The organism is Streptosporangium subroseum, assembly GCF_900188345.1.
Classification (GTDB): Bacteria; Actinomycetota; Actinomycetes; order Streptosporangiales; family Streptosporangiaceae; genus Streptosporangium; species Streptosporangium subroseum.
Window position 1 is genome coordinate 62,845 of sequence record NZ_FZOD01000044.1, and the last position, 21,149, is coordinate 83,993.

Here is a 21,149-nt window from a genome sequence, read left to right on the forward strand (position 1 = left end):
CTGGTTCACTCGCTACGCTCACTCGCGCGCCTCCTCGCCTAAAGGCTCGTCATCAGTGAGCCTAGGGCTGCTGTGTTTACTGGTCCGCTCATCTCGCGCGCCTCCTCGCCTGAAGGCTCGCCGTCAGTGAGCCAAGGGCTGCGGTGTCCACCGGCTCACTACGGTCACTCACGTCGTGCCATCCTATTCCTGGCCAAAACGGGCGGTGACGAAGCGGTCCCTGCGGGTGAGGTCCTGGCGGCTGCGGACGTCGCGCCATCCGTTGTCCTCGGAGAAGATCAGATAGACCGGGGTGCCCTGCTGGTCGGCGTGCTCCACGGCGACGAACCCACCGGGGCGGAGCAGCCGCCTGGCGGTCCGTTCGACCGCCCTGACCTCGTCGAGGCCGTCGCTGCCCGAGCCGTACAGAGCACGGTGCGGGTCGTAGTCACGGACCTCGGGGTCGCGGGGAATGGCGCCCGGCGGGATGTAGGGCGGGTTGGAGATCACCAGGTCGGCCTGGCCGTTGAGCTCGGACAGAGCGTCGGCCAGATCCTCGGGATGCAGGTGGACGCGGCCCTGACCGTGCTCCAGGATGTTGCGTTTGGCCCAGCGGTAGGCGTCCGGATCGACCTCGACCGCGTGCACCGTGGCCAGGGCGACCTCCTGGGCGATGGACAGCGCGATGGCGCCGGAACCGGTGCCGAGATCTACGACCACCGGCGAGGCGACGTCCATCTCCCGCAGCCGCTCGATGGCCCAACCGGCCACGACCTCGGTCTCCGGGCGCGGCACAAAAACGCCCGGCCCGACCTCCAGGGACAGGTAGCGGAAGTACGCCCGCCCGGTGATGTGCTGCAACGGCTCGCGGGACTCCCGCCGGGCGACGCCCTCCCAGAACAGCGCGTCGAAGTCCGAGTCCTTCACCATGTGCAGCTCACTGCGCCGCACACCGTGAACGCACGCGGCGATCTCCTCGGCGTCGGTGCGCGGCGACGGCACACCTGCCTCGGCGAGCCGGGCGGTGGCGAGGGCGATCTCGTCCAGCAGAAAGGTCATGGGCGCGTTCTATGAGTGAGCGGCGAGCTTCTCCGCCATCTCGGCGTCGAGCAGGGACTGGATGACGGCGGTGAGGTCACCGTCGAGCACCTGGTCGAGGTTGTAGGCCTTGAAGCCGACGCGATGGTCGGAGATGCGGTTCTCGGGGAAGTTGTAGGTGCGGATCCGCTCGGAGCGGTCGACCGTCCGGATCTGGGACTTGCGCTCGGCCATCGCGGCGGCGTTGGCCTCTTCCTCGGCGATGGCCTGAAGACGGGCCCTCAGAATGCGCATGGCCGACTCCTTGTTCTGGAGCTGGCTCTTCTCGTTCTGGCAGGAGGCGACCACGCCGGTCGGGACGTGCGTGATGCGCACGGCCGAGTCGGTGGTGTTGACGCTCTGGCCGCCGGGGCCGCTGGACCGGTAGACGTCGATGCGAAGGTCGTTCGGATCGATCTGGACGTCGACGTCCTCCGCCTCCGGGTAGACCAGTACGCCGGCGGCGCTGGTGTGGATGCGGCCCTGCGACTCGGTGACCGGCACCCGCTGGACGCGGTGAACGCCGCCCTCGAACTTCAGCCTCGACCAGACGCCTTCGTCGCCCCTGGCCTTCAGGGCGACCGTGACGTCCTTGTAGCCGCCGAGATCGGAGTAGGTGGCGTCGATGAGCTCGGTCTTCCAGCCGATTCGCTCGGCGTACCGCAGGTACATCCGCAGGAGGTCACCGGCGAACAGCGCGGACTCCTCGCCGCCCTCGCCCGCCTTGATCTCCATGATGATGTCCTTGTCATCATTGGGATCACGCGGGATCAGCAGGTGCCTGAGCTTCTCTTCCAGCTCGGGGATCCGGGCTTCGAGCTCCTTGGCCTCCTCGGCGAAGGCCTGGTCCTCGGACGCCAGCTCCCTGGCCGTTCCGAGATCGTCCTGCACCCCTTCGAGCTCCCGATAGGTGGTGATGATCGGGGTCAGCTCGGCGTAGCGCCTGCCGAAGGTGCGGGCCTGTGTCTGGTTGGCGTGCACGGTGGGATCGGCGAGCTTGAGTTCCAGCTCGGCGTACTCACTGAGTAGCTCGTCGAGGTTCACCGTGCGTCCTTCCTTGAAAGCGCTTTGAAGCCTGCCTAATCACCACGAACGCCGACCCGGGTGCACCCCTCCAGAAAACGGAGGGGTGGTTCCGAGCCGGCGTCGAGACGAGGCTACTGGCCCGGCGTGGGCTCTGCTGCTGCCTCCGCCGTGGGCTTCTTGCCGAAGCGCTTCTCGAAGCGTGCCACCCGGCCGCCGGTGTCGAGGATCTTCTGCTTGCCGGTGTAGAAGGGGTGACAGGCCGAGCACACGTCAGCGTGGATCGCGCCACCCTTGGCGGTGCTACGGGTGGTGAAAGAGCTACCACAGGTACAGGTCACCACGGTAGTGATGTACTCCGGGTGAATGTCGGGCTTCATGTCTTTTCGATCCTCTCCAAAGCACGGTCGCCGGGTCGCCACTGTCTCTCGCCTGTAAGGCTTGCGCGCTGAGCACACCGAGGTGCGCGCGGGCGGGAACCGGAACCACTGCAGTTCGGCTACCAGTGTGCCAGATCCTCCAACCATCCCAGGCCACAAGACATTCCCCGGCGGCCATGACCCGTGTCCGCAGGCGGGTCGCACGGGCGGCATCGGGCGCAGATCCCCGCACCTCATCTTTGCCTGTTCTTCATCTTGGCCACCTGCCCGGGTAGGCGAGGACCCTGCGACGGCCGTCGGAGGCGGGCCCGAGGTCACCTGCCCAGATAGGCGAGCACGGCGAGAACCCGGCGGTGGTCGTCGGAGGCGGGTTCGAGGCCGAGCTTGGTGAAGATGCTGGAGATGTGCTTCTCCACCGCGCCCTCGGTGACGAGCATGCGCCCGGCGACCGCCGTGTTCGAGCGGCCCTCGGCCATCAGGGCCAGGACCTCTCCCTCCCTGACGGTCAGGGATTCCAGCGGGTCCCCCTTGCGCTGGCGGCTCAGCAGCTGCCCGATCACCTCGGGGTCGATGACCGTCCCTCCGGCCGCCACCCGGCGCACCGCGTCGAGAAACTCCGCCACGTCCGCTATCCGCTCCTTGAGCAGGTAGCCGACCGCCGCGGCGCCCCCGCCGATCAGCTCGGTGGCGTACTGCTCCTCCACATACTGCGACAGCACCAGGATCGGCAGCCCCGGCCGCCGCGACCTGGCCTCCAGGGCCGCGCGCAGGCCCTCGTCGGTATGGGTCGGCGGCATCCGCACGTCCACGATCGCCAGGTCGGGATCATACTGGGCCACCGCGGTCACCAGCCCCGGGCCGTCCCCCGCCACCCCGACGGTCTCGATCCCACCGTCGGCCAGCAGCCTGGCCAATCCCTCACGCAGCAGCACCGAGTCTTCGGCGATCACTACCCGCATGCGCTCGGCCCTCACCACTCGCAGGGCAGTTCGGCCCGGATCATCGTGGGACCCCCGAGCGGACTGTCCACGCTCAGGGTGCCGTCGATGGTCGCCGCCCGGTCCGCCAGCCCCGCGAGACCGCCCCCGGAACGCGGCACCGCGGCACCGACCCCGTTGTCGTACACCTCGACGATCACCCGCTGATCCTGGCGGCTGACCCGGATGAACGCCTCGGTGGCCTCGGAGTGCTTGGCCAGGTTGGTCAGACATTCGGCCACGATGAAATAGGCGATGCTCTCCACGGCCGCCGGCGGGCGATGGGACACCTCCACCGACAGATCCACCCGCACGGGCGCACGGGCCGCGAGCGAGGAGAGCGCCGCGCTCAGCCCCCTGTCGGTGAGGATCGCCGGGTAGATCCCTCTCGCGAGATCACGTAGCTCGGCGATGGCGGCCTTGGTGCCGGTGTGCGCCTGAGCCAGGAGCTCCCTGGCCCCTTCGGGGTCGGAGTCCATCTTGGCCTGGGCTCGGCCCAGGTCCATGGCGACGGAGAGCAGCCGCTGCTGAGCGCCGTCGTGCAGGTCGCGCTCGATCCTGCGCCGCTCGGCCTCGGCCGCGTCGACCCCGCGAGCCCTGCTGGCCCGCAGATACGCCGCACGGGCGACCAGCCGGTTCTTCTCCCCCGTCCCCAGCAACGCGAGGCCGAACAGCGCGTGCAGCCACGCCATCCCCCGGGTCGCGTAGAGCGCGGCGAGGAAGAACCCGGTCCCGACGACCATGCACAGCAGTGCCTCGGGCACGGTGTCGATCAGCAACTCACCGCCGGGCGTCATCGGCTCGCCGAGGAGCAGCAGGGGCAACGGCGCGAGGGTCAGGCCGAGCGCGAAGCACCACAGGACCACCGAGACGACAAACTCCCCGATCCCGATCGGCAGCAACAGCAGAAGATAGAGAAGGTCCTTCCAGGTCGCGGGGTCGACGAACATGTCCTTCCACCGCAGGAACAGGTTGTCGCCCTCGGAGGGCCGGTAGGGAACGGGGATCTCGACCCCGAAGGCCAGCCGGAGGAACCGGCGCTCGAGCGTCGCCGCGCCGCGCCAGGCCAGCATGGTCAGTGCGAGCAGCGGCACCCCCACCCACACGATCGCCAGGACCAGGGAGAGCAGGATCGCCGATGCCAGGACGGCGAAGCAGGCGATGCCGTACAACATGCTCACCAGGAGGTAAGGCACCGCCCGCCAGGTCATCGGATCGACGAGCATCCCCACGGGCCCGTTCGGCCCCAGCGGGACGCGTCGGCGGAGCGGCGTCCCTGTCACCGGTCGGCCTGCTGCGGTCTCGGCCACCATGCGCTCACCCTCCGTCTTCACGAGCTGCGATCACGGCTATGGCCGACGCCCGGACCTCGCCTCGGACCATCCAAGCCTGTTGGAGGGTGCCGGCTGGGCAGAATGAGGCAGGCGGGCGTTCTGAAGTAGGGATATCCCGAAGTCTCCGGTCACACAAGACCCCGGAGACGGCGAACGCCCCGGTCGTGGTGACCGGGGCGTTCGCCGTACGTCAGGATGATCGGTGTTGCGGGACCGTCAGTCGCGCTCGGAGCTGACCGTCGTCTTCTGGACCTGGAGCAGGAACTCCGCGTTGGACTTGGTCTCCCGCATCTTCTCCAGGAGAAGCTCCAGAGCCTGCTGCATGTCCAGAGCGTGCAGCACGCGCCGCAGCTTCCAGGTGATCTGCAGCTCGTCCTTGCCCATGAGGATCTCTTCCTTACGGGTGCTGGACGCGTCGACGTCCACCGCCGGGAAGATCCGCTTGTCCGCGAGCGAGCGGTTGAGCTTGAGCTCCAGGTTTCCTGTGCCCTTGAACTCCTCGAAGATGACCTCGTCCATCTTGGAACCGGTCTCGACCAGTGCCGTGGCGATGATCGTCAGCGAGCCGCCGTTCTCGATGTTGCGGGCGGCACCGAAGAAGCGCTTCGGCGGGTAGAGCGCGGTCGAGTCGACACCACCGGACAGGATCCGGCCGGAGGCCGGGGCCGCCAGGTTGTAGGCCCGGCCCAGACGGGTGATCGAGTCGAGCAGCACGACGACGTCGTGGCCGAGCTCCACCAGACGCTTGGCACGCTCGATGGCGAGCTCGGCGACCGTGGTGTGATCTTCGGCCGGACGGTCGAAGGTCGAGTGGATGACCTCGCCCTTCACCGACCGCTGCATGTCGGTGACCTCTTCCGGACGCTCGTCCACCAGGACGACCATCAGGTGGCACTCGGGGTTGTTCTGGGCGATCGCGTTGGCGATCGCCTGGAGCACCATCGTCTTGCCGGCCTTGGGCGGGGAGACGATGAGACCGCGCTGGCCCTTGCCGATCGGCGCCACCATGTCGATGATCCTGGTGGTCAGGATGTTCGGCTCGGTCTCCAGACGCAGCCGCTCCTGGGGGTACAGCGGGACGAGCTTGTTGAAGTCGGGCCTCTGCCGCGCCTGCTCCGGGTCCATGCCGTTGACCGTGTCGAGGCGGACGAGCGCGTTGAACTTCTCGCGGCGCTCACCGTCGCGGGGCTGGCGGACGGCGCCGGTGACGACGTCACCCTTGCGCAGGCCGTTGCGGCGGATCTGGGCCAGCGAGACGTAGACGTCGTTGGAGCCCGGCAGGTAGCCGCTGGTCCTGACGAACGCGTAGTTGTCGAGGATGTCCAGGATGCCGGCGATCGGGATCAGGACGTCGTCGTCGCCCACCACGGGCTCGTTGCTGTCGAAGCGGTCACGGCCGCGACGGTTCCGCTCACGGAACCGGCCGCGACGGCCGCGACGGTCGTCGTCTTCGCCGATGCCGTGCTGGTCGTTGCGGTCCTGCGGGCCACGGTTCTGCGGGCCGCGGTCGCCACGGTCGTTGAGACGGTCGCCACGGTCGCCGGTCCGCTCGCCACGGTCACCGCGATCGTTGAGGCGGTCACCACGGTCGCCGGTCCGCTCGCCACGGTCGCCACGGTCGCCACGGTCGTTGAGGCGGTCACCGCGGTCACCACGGTCGTTGAGGCGCTCGCCGCGGTCGGTGTTGAGGCGCTCGCCACGGTCACCGCGATCGTTGAGGCGGTCACCGCGGTCACCACGGTCGTTGAGGCGGTCACCACGGTCGGTGTTGAGGCGCTCGCCACGGTCGCTGCCGCGGTCGCCGCGGCTCTGGCCGGGGTCGGCGGCGCGCTGGTCGGTGCGGCTGTCGCCGCGCTCACGCCGGTCGTTGGTCCGCTCGCCACGCTCGCTGTTGCGACCACGACGGTCGCTACGCTCGCGACGGCCCTCGCCACGCTCGGCGCGGCCTTCGTTCTGGCCGGTGTCGAGCTGCTGCTGCTCCACGACGGGCTCGGCGGCGACGACCGCGGCCACGGGCTCAGGCGCGAGGGGCGCCTGCTCCACGACGGGCTCGGCGACGGCGGCGACGGGGCGGGAACGTTCCCTCCGCGTGCGCGCCGGACGCTCGGTGACCCGCTCGGCCGCAGGCTCGGCCACGGCGGCCGGGGCCGCCGGAGTCTCCTTGACGGTGGCGGGAGCGGGGGTGGAAGCCGGGGCGCTCTCCGTGGATACGCCCTGCTTCTCCTGGATGGCCGCGATGAGCTGGCTCTTGCGCATCCGCCCGGTCCCGCTGATGCCAAGGCCTGACGCCATGGCTTGCAGCTCGGGCAGCACCATGGCGGACAGGCCGGTGCCGGAGCGACGACGCGGCTTGGCCGCGGCGCGGATGGGGGTGTCGCCGGCCGCCGGCAGTGTGCCGGTGTCGGAGAGGAGTTCGGTGGTGTCGCTCACTAATGGGTCCTTCCCAGGGGTCGGGCGTGGCCATGATCAGCCAATCGTCCCGGTGGTGCGATCAACCCGGTGGGACAGACCGGGTCGGGTTGCACGTTGCGATCCTCGACGGTCCATGAGAACCGCCGCCACTGTCGGAGAAGGGCTTGTCCAGACCGCCACCAGCGAGATTCGCCGGCGGTGGGGTTTGGAGGACACCCCCCGGATTGTTACCGGCAACCAGATGTCGAGGTAGATCGAACGCGCATGTCCCCTAAAACGCCGCCTCTCGTTGCCCCAACCGAATGTGGAGCATTCGGAGGCGACGGATTCGGGGAGGCCACTGCGGCGCTCATGTCTCACGAAGTGAGGCATGGTGCAGCGATGTGTGACTGACAAGCACGCACCCAACACGGGGCACCTGGTGCGGCTATCAGCCTAACATCACCAGCGCACACAGCTATTCCCTGAAGGTCGAAGAGGTATCAGCGTGTCTCGGGAGAAACAACGCAAGCACCGCGGGTTTCGACATCCAGTGGCTGGATGTGCCAGTCAGTACCCACTTCTGGTGCGATCAAATCCTGCGTATCCGCAGTCGAAAACGCAAGAATCGTGGGACCGGCTCCCGAGACAACCGTGGGAACGCCGATCCCGCGCAATCGTTCTATCAGATCCGCGGTCCGCGGCATCGCAGGCGCGCGGTAATTTTGATGGAGACGATCTTCCGTCGCGGCCAGTAGCAGCTTCGCTTCGGGCCTTCCGGTCAACGCGGCGATCAGCAGCGCGGCCCGGCCGGCGTTGGCGGACGCGTCGACGTGCGGCACGTCCTTGGGGAGAAGCCCCCGGGCGACCTCTGTGGAGAGCCTGTTCCGGGGAATGATGGCCACGGGCCGGATGTCGGCATGTGGAATCAGCTTCACCATATGCGGCGCATCCGACTGATCCGTCCATGCGATGGTCAGCCCGCCCGCGAGACACGGCGCCACGTTGTCGGGATGGCCCTCGATCTCGGTGGCCAGCGCGAAGACGTCGTCATCGGTGAACTCGGGCCGTACGAGGGGCCGGCCCGAACCCGCCGGATACGACGTGCCGGCCAGCGCGCGTGCGGCGAGGATTCCCGCGCAGATCGCCGCCGAGGAGGATCCGAGGCCGCGGGCGTGCGGGATGCGGTTCAGGCAGCGCAGCCGGATGCCGCGCGGCTGCGGAACCCCCATCTCGTCGAAGGTCACGCGCATCGTCCTCACGATGAGATGGCCCTCGCCCAGGTCGAGCTCGCCCGCCCCCTCGCCCTCGATCTCTATGACGACGCCCGGGGAGGCGGGATCTTCCGAGGGTTCGAAGAGCGAGGCCTCGACCTCGTCGTACAGGCTGAGGGCCAGCCCCAGCGTGTCGAACCCGGGTCCGAGATTGGCCGACGTCGCCGGGACCCGGACGACGACTCTGCTGCTGTCGGTCATCGAGATTCCGGGGCGTGACCCCTCCGAAAGGAGGATCACGCCCCTACTCCTTAACGCTCAGGCCTAACGCTTAGGCGAGTTCGAGGGCGGTGGCGGCGGCGAAGGCGTCGATCGGGATCGTCACCGGGGTGGGAGCGCCCGAGATGGCCCAGTCGGGGTCCTTGAGGCCGTTTCCTGTCACCGTGCACACGATGCGCTGGCCGGGCTCGACCAGTCCCTGCTCGTGGGCCTGGAGGAGGCCCGCCACGCTGGCGGCCGAGGCGAGCTCGACGAACACGCCCTCCTCCTGGGCCAGCAGCTTGTAGGCGGCGGCGATCCGGCGGTCGGTGACGGCCTGGATGACTCCGCCCGACTCGTCACGGGCGGCCTCGGCGAGCTGCCAGGAGGCGGGGTTTCCGATGCGGATCGCGGTGGCGATCGTGTGCGGGTGGGTCACCGGCGCGCCGTTGACGATCGGCGCGGCGCCGCTGGCCTGGAAGCCGAACATCCGGGGCGTCCTGGACGCGATGCCGTCCCCGGCGTACTCGGTGTAGCCCATCCAGTAGGCCGAGATGTTGCCGGCGTTGCCGACCGGGATGCAGTGGATGTCGGGGGCGTCGCCCAGGGTGTCCACGATCTCGAAGGCGGCGGTCTTCTGGCCCTGGAGCCGGAACGGGTTCACCGAGTTGACCAGCGCGATCGGGTAGTTCTCCGACAGCTTCCTGGTCATGTCGAGGCAGTCGTCGAACGAGCCCTCGACCTGGAGCAGCTTGGCCCCGTGGACCAGCGCCTGGGCCAGCTTGCCCATCGCGATCTTGCCTCGGGGCACCAGCACGGCGCAGGTCAGGCCCGCACGGACCGCGTAGGCGGCGGCGGAGGCGCTGGTGTTGCCGGTGGAGGCGCAGATGACGGCCTTCGCGCCGTCCTCGACGGCCTTGCTGATGGCCATGGTCATGCCACGGTCCTTGAAACTGCCGGTCGGGTTCAGGCCCTCGACCTTGAGATAGACCTCGCAGCCGGTCAGCGCCGAAACCCTGTTCGCCGGGATGAGCGGCGTGCCGCCCTCCAGAAGCGTGACAACGGGCGTCGCCGTGGTCACCGGAAGTCGGTCACGGTACTCCTCGATGAGGCCACGCCACGCCCTGGTCATGATTACTCCTCCCGCGCGCGGACAGACCGTGCGCGACCTACTACCTGCGGTATTGAGAAAAGAGTCTACGGGCAACGGTCTCGGCAGCGGGATGCGTTGTCCACCAATTGGACAAGTCGGATGTCTTGCTATCAGGAAACTCTAAGCAACGGTCGGTAGGGTCATCAGCCCTTGACAGGAGTTGACAGACACTTATACGCGCAAAAGGGGCACCCCACCATGACGGACGAAGCGGTGATCGACCAGCCGCCGATCCGGAACAACGACTACTCCCCCCTGGATCCGCCCGCACTCGGCGAATGGGATCCGAGCCTCTCGGTCAGCGTGATCATTCCGGCGTACGGCGGTCAGCACAGGCTTGACCTGGCCCTCGCCGCCCTGGCCGCGCAGACCTATCCCGATCACCTCATGGAGGTGATCGTGGTCGACGACGGCAGCGGTCCGCCGTTACGACTGCCGGAGATCGCTCCGGCGGGCGCCCGGATCGAGATGGCCGACCCCGCGGGCTGGGGCACCGCCAACGCGGTCAACACCGGCGCCGACCTCTCGGAGGGCCGGATCATCCAGCGCCTGGACGCCGACATGGTCGTCTGCCGGGAGCACATCGAGGCGCTGGCCCGCTGGCATCACCTGGCCGACTACCTGGTGACCATCGGCGCGAAGAAGTTCGTCGAGGAGCCGGTGATCTCGGCCTCCCGGGTGCACGACGGAGTGCGCGGAGGCTCGCTCGAAGCGATCTTCGACCTGTCGAACGCCCTGGCCAGCTCCACCGAGCAGACGATCCAGCGCACCAACGGCCTGCGGGCCAGCCGCAACCCCTACCACGTGTGCACGGGGCCGACGGTGTCGATGCGGCGCGAGACCTTCCACGCCGTGGGCGGGGTCGACCCCGGCGTGCTCAGGGGTGAGGACACCGAGTTCGCCTACCGGCTGGCCCAGGCGGGCGTGGTCTTCATTCCCGACATGGCGGCCGAGGCCGTGCATCTGGGGCTTCCCGCGCAGCGCCTGGACAGGGAGCGAGCGGTCGAGGTCGTCGCCCCCTACCTCGCCCAGCGCGTGCCGCTCCGCCGTGACCTGCGCAAGGACCGGGGCAGGCGGTGGCTGGTGCCGTACGTGGAGGTGGTGCTCCACGTCGACGCGCCCGGGGATCGGGTGCGCGAGGCGGTGAGCGCGGCCCTTGAGGGAACGGTCGGCGACGTGATCGTCACCCTGGTCGCCCCGTGGTCACAGCTGCCCGAGGGCCGCCACCCGGTGATCGACGACCCCTTCTTCGATCTTCGGCTGCTGCGTGAGCACTTCTCCCACGACGAGCGGGTACGGCTGGCCGACACGGTCGCGGACACCCCCGCCCCGATCCCGTTCCGCTACACGGGCCCGGTCTCGGTCCCGCTGGGAGCCGATTCGCTGGAGCGGATGATCGGCGCGATGCAGGGGAGCGACCGGCCGGGCATGCTCGTCGTCGACCTCGCGGGCGACGGCACGGCGACGCTGGAGCGGACCGAGGCATTGGGCCGGGCGAAGCTGCTCGGCGCCGGCGACGTCGCCACCTCGATCAAGGCCACCCACGGCGTACGGCACGGCGACCGATCGGAGTTCTGGCCGGTCAAGACCGCGCCCCCGGCTCCCGTGAAGGAGCCCGTGCCCCCCGTGCGGAAACCGGTGAAGGACGCCCCGGCCCAGAACGCGCCCTCGCCAACCGGTTCCCCGGCCCGTTCTTCGGCGCAGAAGCCCGCTCAGGCCAGGCCGGAGTCCTGGCTCGGCAGGCTCCGTACCAGGCCCCGATCCGGCTGAGCGACCGAGCCGAACCCGTGGAGGAGCTTCCCGGCGGGGCCGGCGTGGTCATCGGCGACGGGTGATCGCCCGTTTGACGGAGGAGAGCAGGCCGTACTGGACGACCTTCTTCGCGGCGGCCAGCTCCCTGCGCAGGCCGCCGACCTCGCGCCGCAGTTCGACCGCGCTCTTGCGCCAGGTTCCCGCCTCGCCGCGCCATTTGGTCACCTGGCCGCGGAGCCGTTCGGCCTCCTTGGTGAGCCGGGCCACCTCGGCCTCCGCCTCGGTCCTGGCCCGGTAGGAGCCGCGACGGCCCACGATCGGCCGGGCCTCGGGCAGGAACCCGTAGGTCTCGCCGTCCACCCACAGCACCCCGAAGACGTCATCCACGGCGTCGTCGAGGTCCTCGCCCTCCGCCAGCACGATCTCGGCGCGGGCGAACGCCGCCGCCCGCTCCAGCCGGGCCGCGACGATCCGCCGATCTCCCCGGACCGATCCCCCGGCGTCACCGGCCTTTCCCGCGTCCCCGAGGTCCTCGGTATCCCGGGCGTTCCCGGGGTTCCCTGAACCCTCAGCGCTCTTGGTGCTCCCGGCGTCCGCGACACCCTCAGCGCTCTTGACGCCCCCGGCGTTCGCGGAATCCCCGATGCTCTCGGCACCTTCGACGCCCTTGGCTCCACCGGTGTTCACGGAACCCTCGGCCAGCAGCACCGAGACCAGGCCGTAGCCGTCGTCCCTGGCCAGGTCGAGCAGTCGCGCCAGGCTGTCCTCGCCCGGTACCCATCCCGCGGGCAGCCTCAGCCGGTACGGCACCGCGGCCGTCTGCCGTCCGTCGCCGGTCGCCGGGTACGGCGGAGCCGGCCGTACCGAATCGGGGGCCTCCAGCGAGAAGCGCACCCGGGGCTCGTGGGCGTAGTGGCCGCGGATCAGCACGAGGTCCAGGTCCGGGTCCTTCAGCGGCGCGCGCCCCTCGGCTCCGAGACGGTCCCAGGGACCGGTGAGGGTGATCACGACGTCGGGCAGGGTGCCCGCGAGCACGGCGTCCACGGTGGCGCGGACCTCGTCGTAGCCGAACTCGTCCCCCGGCCGGCCGGTGAGTTCGACGACCACCTCCAGATAGGGCACCTTCCACTGCCTGGCCGGGTGGGAACGGAGCCAGCGGTAGGCCGGGATCCGGTCGGCCACGAACGCGTGGCTGACCCGGTCGATCGAGGCCTTGTCGCGCATCCGCATCGTGGGGCCCAGATGGAAGGCGCGGGACAGCGGCTCGGGCACGAACACGGCGCCCGCCTGGGCCAGCCGGTAGCCCATCTCGGTGTCCTGGCCGAGGATCAGGTCGGCGTCCATCGGCCCCGCCTGGGCGAGCAGCGCGGCGTTGACCGAGGTGGCGCCGCCCACGTGCAGGCTGAAGGCGCGGTGCGGATTGTCGACGAGGCCGCCGGTCCGCTCGACCAGGTCGACCAGCCAGGCGTGCGGCTCGGCGGGCTCGAAGATCTTGGCCAGGTCGTCGGCCGCGGCCACCACGCCGGGCGCGGGCAGCTCCGCCGGGGTGAAGCGCAGGTAGCCGGTCACCACGAGGTACGGCGCAGCGTGGTGCCAGCGCATGTGCGCCTCGACCGACCTGCGGTCCAGGACCACGTCGGAGTCCAGCCAGTGGATCACGTCGCCGGTGGCCGCCAGGAGACCGGCGTTTCGGGCGTGGGCCCGGCCGGGCACCGGGCAGACGATCAACTGGGTCCCCGCGGGGCGAAGGTCGGGCAGGCGCAGTGGCGGTCGGCTGCCGTTGTCCACCACGATGACCTCGGTCAGCGCGGCGGGGTAGGTCTGTCCGGCCAGCCCGGCGAGCACCAGGTCGAGCTTGTCCTGGCCGCCGTAGGCGGGCACCACCACGCTGACCCGCAGCGACGGCGTCCAGGCGCCGATCTCGGGGGGCGTGAGGCTCCGGTAGTCGTTACCGGTGATCCGTGCGGTCATGGTCTTTCCAGAATCAGGCTCGGGCGGAAACCGCGCCACTGGTTCGACGCGACGCGCAGGAAATGGGCGAGTGAGAGCTGCCAGGTGTGCTCGGTGCTCACCGAACGTCGCAGCATGTAGCCGAGGCCGTGGGTCCGGTAGATGCGCGCTTCCGCCCCGCGCGCGGCCTTCAGGAACGCGGCGTCCACCCCGCCGCGCAGCGCTGGGAACCCTCCGAGCTCCTGGAAGGCGGCCAGGTCGAGCAGGATCGTGCCTCCGGCCACGTGCTCGGACCAGATCTCGCTGGTGTAGTCGGTACGGCGGATCGTGGCGTTGAGCGGCTCCAGATAGAAGAACTCGGCCGTGGTGCCCACGATGTCCGCGCCGGTGTGGGACCGCGCGAGGAGAAGATCGGCCAGGTGCTCGGGGCCGTACCAGTCGTCGTCGTCCCACTTGGTGATGTGATCGCCGCTCGCCCTGGACGCGGCCCGGTTGAGCACCTCCCCGAAGGGGATCTCCGCTCCGGCCTCGACCACGGTGATCGGCAGGTCGAACTCCCGCACCGCCCGCCGTACCGCCTCGTGCTCGGCGGGGACGCCGTGCAGGCCCAGCAGGACCTCGACCTCCACCCGCCGCTGCCGGGCGATCTGGCCGAGTGCCGAAGCCAGCAGGTTCGGACGCATGCTCGACATGACGACGCTCACCGTGGGCAGGGCCGCCACGGGCTCCGCGGCCGCCCCCGCCCGGCTGCGGAGCCCGTGGCGGCGCAGCCGTACGCTGTGCTCCTCCCGCCGCAGGTCGGTCACGGACCGCCGGCTGCCGTCACCCTCCTCGGGCGTCCACGCGGCGAGCAGGCCGGCCAGTTCGGGTTCCACCCACGCCGGTGTGTCGGCGGCGTGCAGCGGAACCCCGGCCGCCACCAGGTCCGTGATCACCTCGACCGGAACCCGGGAGGAGGGCCATCGGACGTTCAGTCCCCGCAGCGGCCTCAGGCGGGCGACGCCGTCGGCGTCCAGTCGGTCACCGAGCGGTTCGCCGGCCGCCAGCCAGCCCTGCCCGGTCCACGAAAGCTCGGCCGCCCCCTCGGCCGCCGACCGCAGGAAACCGACGGGCGTCGGAAGGGGGAAAGTCGGCTGTACAGGCACGAGCGAAGGATAGCGATGCCCGAGGAGTCCGTCTCGTCCTACTTCGACTTGACGTGAGTGCCCGCAATTTGACGCGGGAGCTTACAAACGATCACTCACAGCTGTTACCCAGGTCACGGGAAGCTCAGAGTTTCCGCTTTACGGCCATATTTCCACTTCAACAGCAGATAGCCTCGATTATTACCTCGTCGACGATCTTTAGATAGAAGCGGTACGGAAGGTAAGCGCGGATGCCCACGCCCAGAAAACTGACAATCCTGGCGGCAAGCATCGGCCTCTGTGCGCTGATCGCGTTGACGCTGCTCACGGGCGCGGATGTCATCTCGGCGACGGCGGCCGTCGTGCTCGGCGCGATCGCGGTAGTGCTCGCCTGTCAGGTTCTGACGGTCATGAGCGTCCGCAGAGTCGACGGCAAGGCCATGCGCATTGACAACCGAGTCAAGCGGTACGAAACCGAGCTGGCCGATGTCAAGGCGGTGACAGAGCGGCTCGACCGGCGGCTCGACGAGATCGTCGAGTTGCTCAGAAACCGTGAGCTCAAGCGCGACGAGGATCTGCAGGCGATCCTGATCTCCCTCGGAGAGGACCGGCTCACCTCCCTGCCCCAGCGTCAGGAGATGGAGGAGATGGTCCACGAGCTGCTGCCACGTCTGGAAGCGGTCGAGGCCAGGGCCGAAGCAGAGGGGAAGGCATGACGGAGGCTCCCCCCGGCACCCCTGCCCCCCATCTCCCCCGGGAGGGTCGTGACGCCGCTGCCGACGCCCGGATCAGGCACAACGACTACGGATCGCTACGGCCGCACGATCTCGGCGACGGGGAGCCGCGGCTGACGGTCAGCGTGGTGATCCCGGCGTACGACTGCCAGGAGGCGCTGGACCGCACGCTCGCCTGCCTGGCCGCGCAGACCTACCCCTCGCATCTGACCGAGGTGGTCGTCGCCGACGACGGCAGCGATCCGCCGCTGCGAATCCCCGAGCTCGCCCCGGTGAACACCCGGCTCGTCCGGGTGCCCGAGGGCCGCTGGGGGCGGGGCTGGGCCCGCCAGACCGGCGCGGCGACGGCGGGCGGCGACGTCCTGCACTGGATCGACTCCGACATGATCCTCGACCGGGAGCACCTCGAGGCGCACATGCGCTGGCACCATCTCGCCTCCTACGCCGTTGTTCTCGGCGATGTCCGCTTCACCCCCGACGAGGCGGGGCCCTCCGCGCAGGAGGTCTTCTCGGCCGTCGAGTCCGGCGACGCGGAGAAGCTGTTCGCGACGTCGGCTCCGCACACGTGGAGAGCGGGCGTGCTGGAGGAGACCCGGTGGCTGCGGGACGCGGGCGCGGGGGCCTACCGGCTCCACTCCGGCGCCACCACCTCGGTCTCCACCGCCCTCCTGCGGTCTGTGGGCGGGGTGAACACCACCCTGAACATGGGTGAGGACACCGACCTCGGCTTCCGCCTCGCGCAGGCGGGCGCGGTCTTCATCCCCGATCCGCAGGCCCGCGGCTGGCATCTCGGCACGTCCACGGTGATGCGCCGGGAGAAGGAGGTGCACCGGCACAACTGGTCGGTGCTGCCCGACCTCATCCCCGACCTGCGCTGGCTGCGCTCCCACCCGCGCAGACACTGGCTGGTGCCCTACGTCCACGTCGTCGTCGACGCCCGCGACGCCTCCTACGAGGACGTCCGGGCAACCGTGGACGCCGCGCTCGCCGGAACCGTCGTCGACGTCGCCGTCACCGTCGTCGGCCCGTGGACGGCGCTCACCGGCGGGCGTCGCTCCTCCCTGGACGAGCCGCTGCTCGACATGCGCCTGACGCACAACCTCTACGCCCACGAGCCCCGCGTCTCCTTCGCCGAGGAGGCGCCCCGGACCTCGGCCCCCGCCCCGTTCCGCCTCACCTGCCCCGCCGGGTGGGTGCTCGGGGCGGACAGCCTGGCCGAACTGGTGAAACTCGCCGAGCGCGAGGAGTACGGCCTGCTGAGCGTGGTGCTCGACGAGGGAGCCGAGGGAGTCAGGGCGATCAGGCTCGAACGCACGGCCGCCTTCGCCAGGGCGGCCCTGCTGATCGCCGGCGGTCACGGTGACGACACCCTCACCACCGATGCCACCGACAGCGTGGTGCACGAGCTGTTCGGCTCGTTCTGGGCGGGCGCGGACCAGTTCGACCTCACGACCACGGGGAAGGCCGAGCCCGTCACCGGGGATCCCGCGAAGTGGCGGGCCGACTCAGCGCGGTGGCGGCGCGAGGCGAAACGGCTGGAGGGCGAGGTCAAGGATCTTCGCGCCGAGGCCGAGCGCCTCCGGGCGGAGATCGGGCAGCTGGAGGGCAAGCGGCCGCGCGGCCCTCTGCGAGAGATCATCGCGACGGCCATAAGCCAGGGGAAAACCGGCTGATGTCTCTTCTGATCGACCTTGTCCGCGCCGCCGTGGAGCGCAACGGCAAGCAGCGCGTCCTCGTCTACCACGCCGGTTTCGAGACGTTCACCGAGCTGGAACCGTACGAGGTGGTGGACCTCGACGGGGACCTCGACGGCGCCCCGCGGCCGGACGGGAGCGCCGCCGAGATCCTGGTGCTCGCCCGGACGCCGACCGATCTCCGCAGGGCCGCGACCCTGCAGTCCCTGCTCCCCCTGGCGTCTCGGGTCGTCGTCGCCGTGGAGGAGACTCCCCCGTGGTACACCGCGCCGGTCCTGTCCCCCACCCCCGCCCATCGCTGGCGGGCGCTGACCGAGCTACGCGTGCACCAGCCGAAACGGCCGTCGTGGGTGGTGCACGCGAGGTTCTCCAAGCCCACGCCCGCCGGCCGGCCCCTCGCCGCGACCGCCAGGGCGTTCGCCGCGCACCGGCTGGACGTCGTCGCGGCGCCCGTGGCCGGCCTGTCCGGTCCCGGAGCGGCCCACTGGCGTCCCGGCGACCCGAACGCGGCCCCGGCCGGCGCGAGCGGCCCGGTCCCCGAACGGTTCGGCGCCCGCGGCAGCGACCTGGTCCTGCGCGTCACCGGTCAGGATCCGGATCCCTGGGCCGGCGACGAGATCCCGGCGGATCGCCCGGTCGCCGAGCTGATGAGCTGGGAACAGCTCGGCCGTCCCGGCGGGGCCAAGATCCTGGAGACCGCCTTCGGCGACCTCTCCGAGCCCCGGACCATCCCGCCCGTCGACGACCGCTCGGTCAACCCGATGGGCTTCCTCACCGTGCCGTCCCTCGGCATGGCCGACCTGTCGGTCGAATCCGGCCGCTGGGCGATCACCTGTGACGGCGAGACGCTCGTCCGTTTCGCCACCTCCGGGTGCGTCACCGACGTGGACGTGAACCGGATCAGGCGGCTCCGGGGGGTCCGCGTGGACTGGCGGCGGAGCCACAGCGGCCCCGTGGCCGCGCTCCGGGTCGTCACCGGACTGGCGGCGGCCGGCGTGCCCCTGATCTCCGACGCCGTGCCGAGGTGGGCGGGAGCTCTCGGGCCGGAACTGGACAGGCTGCTGACCTCGGTCGGCGAGCCCGGCCTGGCGGACGACCTGGAACGCGAGGAGCACAGCATCCGGCTCCGGCGCGAGGCGCTGCGCGCCCACGGTGTCCGCGCACGCTGGGAGCAGCTCGGCGCCCCCGCCGCGCCCACACCGCTGATCTCCGTACTGCTCACCACCCGCCGCCCGGAGATGGTGCGCTTCGCGCTGGAGCAGATGGCCAGGCAGCGCGGCGTCGAATTCGAGATGATCCTCACCCTGCACGGGATCCCCTCTGGGCATCCCGACGTGGTGGCGGCGCTGGCCTCCTTCGACCGGCCGGTGACCGTGTTCGAGGCGGGCAAGGAGACCGTGTTCGGGACCGTGCTGAACGAGGCCGCCTCCAGGGCCTCGGGAACATTCCTCGTCAAGGTGGACGACGACGACTGGTACGGGCCGGACTTCCTGTCGGATCTGCTCCTGGCTCATTCGTACTCGGGGGCCGAGGTCGTGGGCATGGTCCCGGAGTTCGTCTATCTGGCGTCGATCGGGGTGACCGTCCACCGGGAGCAGGTCACCGAGCAGATCACCAACTTCATCGCCGGGGGAACCATCTTCGCCGAACGCTCCACCTTCGAGGCCGTAGGCGGTTTCAGGCCGATGCCGGGCACGATCGACGCCCAGTTCCAGCACGCCGTACAGGCCGCCGGGGGGCAGATCTACCGCACCCACGGTCTGGGATACATCCTGCGTCGCGGCAACGCCGCCAACCACACCTGGCGCGAGCCGATCGGCACGTTCCTGCGGCGCAACAGACGCCAGTGGCGCGGTTTCCGGCCCAACGCCCTCATGGAGCTCCCGGTGGAGACGGCGTGAGCACACCGCCGCCCCCCGGCCATCACGGCGTGAGCACACCGCCGATTCCCCGTCACCCCGGCATGAGCGCACCACCCTCCGGCCATCACGGCGTGAGCACACCACCACCGACTCCCGGCCACCACGGCATGGGCACCGGCCACCCCGGCGTGAGCGCACCGCGGATCCCCGGCAACGACTACGGCGTGCTCGACCCGCCCGCCATCGGCGCGTGGGAGCCGCGCATGTCGGTGAGCGTGGTGATCCCCGCCAGGCAGAACCAGGAGAAGCTCGACCTCACGCTGGCCGCCCTCGCCGCCCAGACCTACCCCGCGCACCTTCTCGAAGTGATCGTCGTGGACGACGGCAGCGCGCCCCCGCTCCGCCTTCCCGAGATCGCCCCGGAGCGCACCCGGCTCATCGGCGGCGCTCCCGGCGGCTGGGGCATCGCCTGGGCCCTGGAGTCCGGCACGGCCGTCGCGGACGGCGAGGTGATCCACCGGATGGACTCCGACATCGTCTCCTACCGGGACCACATCGAGGCGCACATGCGCTGGCACCACCTCGCCGACTACCTGGTGGTCATGGGCACGCTGCGCTTCACCGCCATGGCCGGGACCCCGCCCACCCCCTCCGAGGTCCAGATCGCCGTCGCCAAGGACAGGGCCGCCTCCCTCTTCGAGGCCGATCCCGACCACGGGCACGACTGGATCGACGAGCTCGTCGCCGGACACCGCGGCTTCCGCGACGCGCCCAGCGCGCTCCTCCACCGGGTCCACGTGGGCGCGACCGTCTCGCTGCCTGCGGCGCTGTTCCGGGCCGTCGGAGGGACCGACCCGTCGCTGACGCTCGGTGAGGACACCGAGCTCGGCTACCGGCTCACCCAGACGGGCGCGGTGTTCGTCCCGGAGACCGGCGCGCTGAGCTGGCACCTGGGTACGACGACGGCGATGAGGAGGGCCAAGGACGTCCGGCGGCACAACGACCCCTTCATCGCCGACCGCGTGCCCTACCGGCGGCACCTGCGCTCGGACCCGGGCCGCCAGTGGCTGGTCCCCTACGTCGAGGTCGTGGTCGACACCCTCGGCGCCGCCTTCGAGGACGTCCGGGCGAGCGTGGACGGAGCGCTGGCGAGCACCCTGCCCGACCTGCGGGTCACGGTGGTCGGCCCGTGGTCGTCACTGACCGGCGGACGCCGGGCGCCGCTGGACGATCCGCTGCTGGACCTGCGGCTGATCCAGGGACAGTACGCCCACGACAGCCGTGTCTCCTTCGCCGAGGAGGTTCCCCCGACCTCGGCCCCCGCGCCGTTCCGCCTCACCTGCCCGGCCGGATGGGTTCCCGGCGCCGAGTCGCTGGCCCTGCTGGTCGAGCAGGCGGAGAAGGACGACGAGGGCCTGCTTCTCGTGGCGCTGGAGGAGAACGAGTCGGGGGTCGTGACCGCCCGCCTGGAACGGACGGCCGCCGTCGCCCGTGCGATGCGCTTCACCCGCGACGACGAGTCCTTGGACGACGTGATCGCCGACCTCTACGGCGCGACCTGGCTGGACGCCGAGTCGTGGAAGTTCCGGCCCGCCGCGCGGGCCTATCCGGCCTGGGCCTCTAACCGCAACCGCGAGGCCGTGCGCTGGCGCGCGGAGGCCGAGTCCCGCAAACGGGAGACCGAACGGGCCCAGCGGCAGGTCGCGGCGCTCAGGGCCGAGCTCAAGGAGTTGCGCGCCTCGGTGGCCAGGGGCCAGCGCGACACCTCCAGATGGCGGGAGAAGGCCGAACAGCGCCGGCTGGAGGCCGTGGCCCTGCGCAAGGCGCAGGAACGCTCGTTCCTCAGCCGCGCCACCCGCCGCCTGCGGAAACTGGTACGAGATTCCGCCTAGAAGCGCACTGAAAATCTTGCTGGTAGAGGGGTGTCTCGAGCCGGGATGCCCCTCATCGCTATGCGCTGGAAGGGCCGATCGCCCAGGTGCCGTTGGTGCGGGTCAGTCCGAGGCTGATCAGGGTGCGGAGATTGAGGGCGGCGGCGCGGGTGTGCAGCCAGGCGTCGTTTTTGATGGCGCCGAGGTAGCGCAGGCGGCGGTTGCCGCGGGCCACGACCCAGGCGACGGCGCGTTCGACGGGTGCTCGCCAGCGCCGGTAGTCGGCCTGCCAGGGCGCATCGGTGGCGGCCTGGTGGCGGGCGGCGGCCATCAGGCCATGGTGCGGGCGGATGGTCAGCAGGCGCCCGGCCTTGGC

The 21,149-nt window shown here is 70.3% G+C and carries 16 protein-coding genes; 5 read left to right on the forward strand and 11 right to left on the reverse strand.

Features of this window, described 5'->3' with window-relative positions; all coding sequences use genetic code 11:
- Positions 1-183: 183 nt before the first annotated feature.
- The 8 genes from prmC to thrC form a co-directional block, all read right to left on the reverse strand.
- Positions 184-1,038 carry a peptide chain release factor N(5)-glutamine methyltransferase gene (gene prmC / locus CHC08_RS32620; RefSeq protein ID WP_089211229.1) on the reverse strand — a complete coding sequence of 285 codons (855 nt, stop codon included), beginning with the start codon at positions 1,036-1,038 and terminating at the stop codon, positions 184-186.
- Positions 1,039-1,047: 9 nt separating this feature from the next.
- Positions 1,048-2,100: a peptide chain release factor 1 gene (gene prfA / locus CHC08_RS32625; protein WP_089211230.1), complete on the reverse strand. Its 1,053-nt coding sequence runs from the start codon at positions 2,098-2,100 to the stop codon at positions 1,048-1,050.
- A gap of 113 nt (positions 2,101-2,213) precedes the next feature.
- Entirely contained in the window at positions 2,214-2,459 is a 246-nt protein-coding gene (rpmE, locus tag CHC08_RS32630) for a 50S ribosomal protein L31 (RefSeq protein WP_089211231.1), read from the reverse strand.
- A gap of 314 nt (positions 2,460-2,773) precedes the next feature.
- The gene (locus CHC08_RS32635) at positions 2,774-3,418 is read right to left on the reverse strand and encodes a response regulator transcription factor (RefSeq protein ID WP_089211247.1); all 645 of its coding nucleotides are present in this window, start codon (positions 3,416-3,418) and stop codon (positions 2,774-2,776) included.
- An 11-nt stretch (positions 3,419-3,429) separates the two neighbouring features.
- Positions 3,430-4,749 (reverse strand): sensor histidine kinase, encoded by a 1,320-nt coding sequence (locus CHC08_RS32640; RefSeq protein ID WP_089211248.1) that lies wholly within the window; start codon positions 4,747-4,749, stop codon positions 3,430-3,432.
- A gap of 237 nt (positions 4,750-4,986) precedes the next feature.
- Positions 4,987-7,200 (reverse strand): transcription termination factor Rho, encoded by a 2,214-nt coding sequence (rho, locus tag CHC08_RS32645; RefSeq protein WP_089211232.1) that lies wholly within the window; start codon positions 7,198-7,200, stop codon positions 4,987-4,989.
- Between the two features lie 464 nt (positions 7,201-7,664).
- On the reverse strand, positions 7,665-8,636 hold the full coding sequence (gene thrB, locus CHC08_RS32650) for a homoserine kinase (protein ID WP_089211249.1): 972 nt from the start codon (positions 8,634-8,636) through the stop codon (positions 7,665-7,667).
- Positions 8,637-8,706: 70 nt separating this feature from the next.
- Positions 8,707-9,765, reverse strand: a complete 1,059-nt coding sequence (gene thrC / locus CHC08_RS32655) for a threonine synthase (RefSeq protein ID WP_089211233.1) — start codon at positions 9,763-9,765, stop codon at positions 8,707-8,709.
- 219 nt (positions 9,766-9,984) lie between these two features.
- Here thrC and CHC08_RS32660 point away from each other — a divergent pair, with 219 nt between their 5' ends.
- Complete coding sequence (locus CHC08_RS32660) at positions 9,985-11,556, forward strand: glycosyltransferase (RefSeq protein WP_089211234.1); 1,572 nt, start codon at positions 9,985-9,987, stop codon at positions 11,554-11,556.
- A 48-nt stretch (positions 11,557-11,604) separates the two neighbouring features.
- Here CHC08_RS32660 and CHC08_RS32665 read toward each other — a convergent pair whose 3' ends face one another.
- Both CHC08_RS32665 and CHC08_RS32670 read right to left on the reverse strand, forming a co-directional pair.
- Complete coding sequence (locus CHC08_RS32665; RefSeq protein ID WP_089211235.1) at positions 11,605-13,509, reverse strand: glycosyltransferase family 2 protein; 1,905 nt, start codon at positions 13,507-13,509, stop codon at positions 11,605-11,607.
- Positions 13,506-14,633 carry a glycosyltransferase gene (locus tag CHC08_RS32670; RefSeq protein ID WP_089211236.1) on the reverse strand — a complete coding sequence of 376 codons (1,128 nt, stop codon included), beginning with the start codon at positions 14,631-14,633 and terminating at the stop codon, positions 13,506-13,508. The genes CHC08_RS32665 and CHC08_RS32670 overlap by 4 nt, the downstream gene beginning before the upstream one ends.
- 230 nt (positions 14,634-14,863) lie before the next feature.
- Here CHC08_RS32670 and CHC08_RS32675 point away from each other — a divergent pair, with 230 nt between their 5' ends.
- The 4 genes from CHC08_RS32675 to CHC08_RS32690 all read left to right on the forward strand — a co-directional run bounded on the left by CHC08_RS32675 (position 14,864) and on the right by CHC08_RS32690 (position 20,794).
- Positions 14,864-15,328 (forward strand): hypothetical protein, encoded by a 465-nt coding sequence (locus tag CHC08_RS32675; RefSeq protein WP_089211237.1) that lies wholly within the window; start codon positions 14,864-14,866, stop codon positions 15,326-15,328.
- Positions 15,325-17,019, forward strand: coding sequence for a glycosyltransferase (locus tag CHC08_RS32680; RefSeq protein ID WP_089211238.1), 1,695 nt, complete (start codon positions 15,325-15,327; stop codon positions 17,017-17,019). The genes CHC08_RS32675 and CHC08_RS32680 overlap by 4 nt, the downstream gene beginning before the upstream one ends.
- Positions 17,019-18,941 (forward strand): glycosyltransferase family 2 protein, encoded by a 1,923-nt coding sequence (locus CHC08_RS32685; protein ID WP_089211239.1) that lies wholly within the window; start codon positions 17,019-17,021, stop codon positions 18,939-18,941. Before CHC08_RS32680 ends, CHC08_RS32685 begins: the two co-directional genes overlap by 1 nt.
- Before the next feature lie 92 nt (positions 18,942-19,033).
- Entirely contained in the window at positions 19,034-20,794 is a 1,761-nt protein-coding gene (locus tag CHC08_RS32690) for a glycosyltransferase family 2 protein (RefSeq protein ID WP_179282340.1), read from the forward strand.
- A gap of 58 nt (positions 20,795-20,852) precedes the next feature.
- Here the strand turns inward: CHC08_RS32690 and CHC08_RS32695 are convergent.
- The coding region (locus CHC08_RS32695; protein ID WP_179282341.1) for a transposase at positions 20,853-21,149 on the reverse strand (297 nt) is incomplete at its 5' end.

Excerpts from the sequence above, each read along its gene's own strand:
- rpmE (WP_089211231.1), bottom strand. The coding sequence starts at position 2,459 with ATGAAGCCCGACATTCACCCGGAGTACATCACTACCGTGGTGACCTGT.
- CHC08_RS32660 (WP_089211234.1), top strand. The coding sequence starts at position 9,985 with ATGACGGACGAAGCGGTGATCGACCAGCCGCCGATCCGGAACAACGAC.
- CHC08_RS32685 (WP_089211239.1), top strand. The coding sequence starts at position 17,019 with ATGTCTCTTCTGATCGACCTTGTCCGCGCCGCCGTGGAGCGCAACGGC.
- CHC08_RS32675 (WP_089211237.1), top strand. The coding sequence starts at position 14,864 with ATGCCCACGCCCAGAAAACTGACAATCCTGGCGGCAAGCATCGGCCTC.
- CHC08_RS32635 (WP_089211247.1), bottom strand. The coding sequence starts at position 3,418 with ATGCGGGTAGTGATCGCCGAAGACTCGGTGCTGCTGCGTGAGGGATTG.
- prmC (WP_089211229.1), bottom strand. The coding sequence starts at position 1,038 with ATGACCTTTCTGCTGGACGAGATCGCCCTCGCCACCGCCCGGCTCGCC.
- thrC (WP_089211233.1), bottom strand. The coding sequence starts at position 9,765 with ATGACCAGGGCGTGGCGTGGCCTCATCGAGGAGTACCGTGACCGACTT.
- CHC08_RS32665 (WP_089211235.1), bottom strand. The coding sequence starts at position 13,509 with ATGACCGCACGGATCACCGGTAACGACTACCGGAGCCTCACGCCCCCC.
- CHC08_RS32640 (WP_089211248.1), bottom strand. The coding sequence starts at position 4,749 with ATGGTGGCCGAGACCGCAGCAGGCCGACCGGTGACAGGGACGCCGCTC.
- thrB (WP_089211249.1), bottom strand. The coding sequence starts at position 8,636 with ATGACCGACAGCAGCAGAGTCGTCGTCCGGGTCCCGGCGACGTCGGCC.
- CHC08_RS32680 (WP_089211238.1), top strand. The coding sequence starts at position 15,325 with ATGACGGAGGCTCCCCCCGGCACCCCTGCCCCCCATCTCCCCCGGGAG.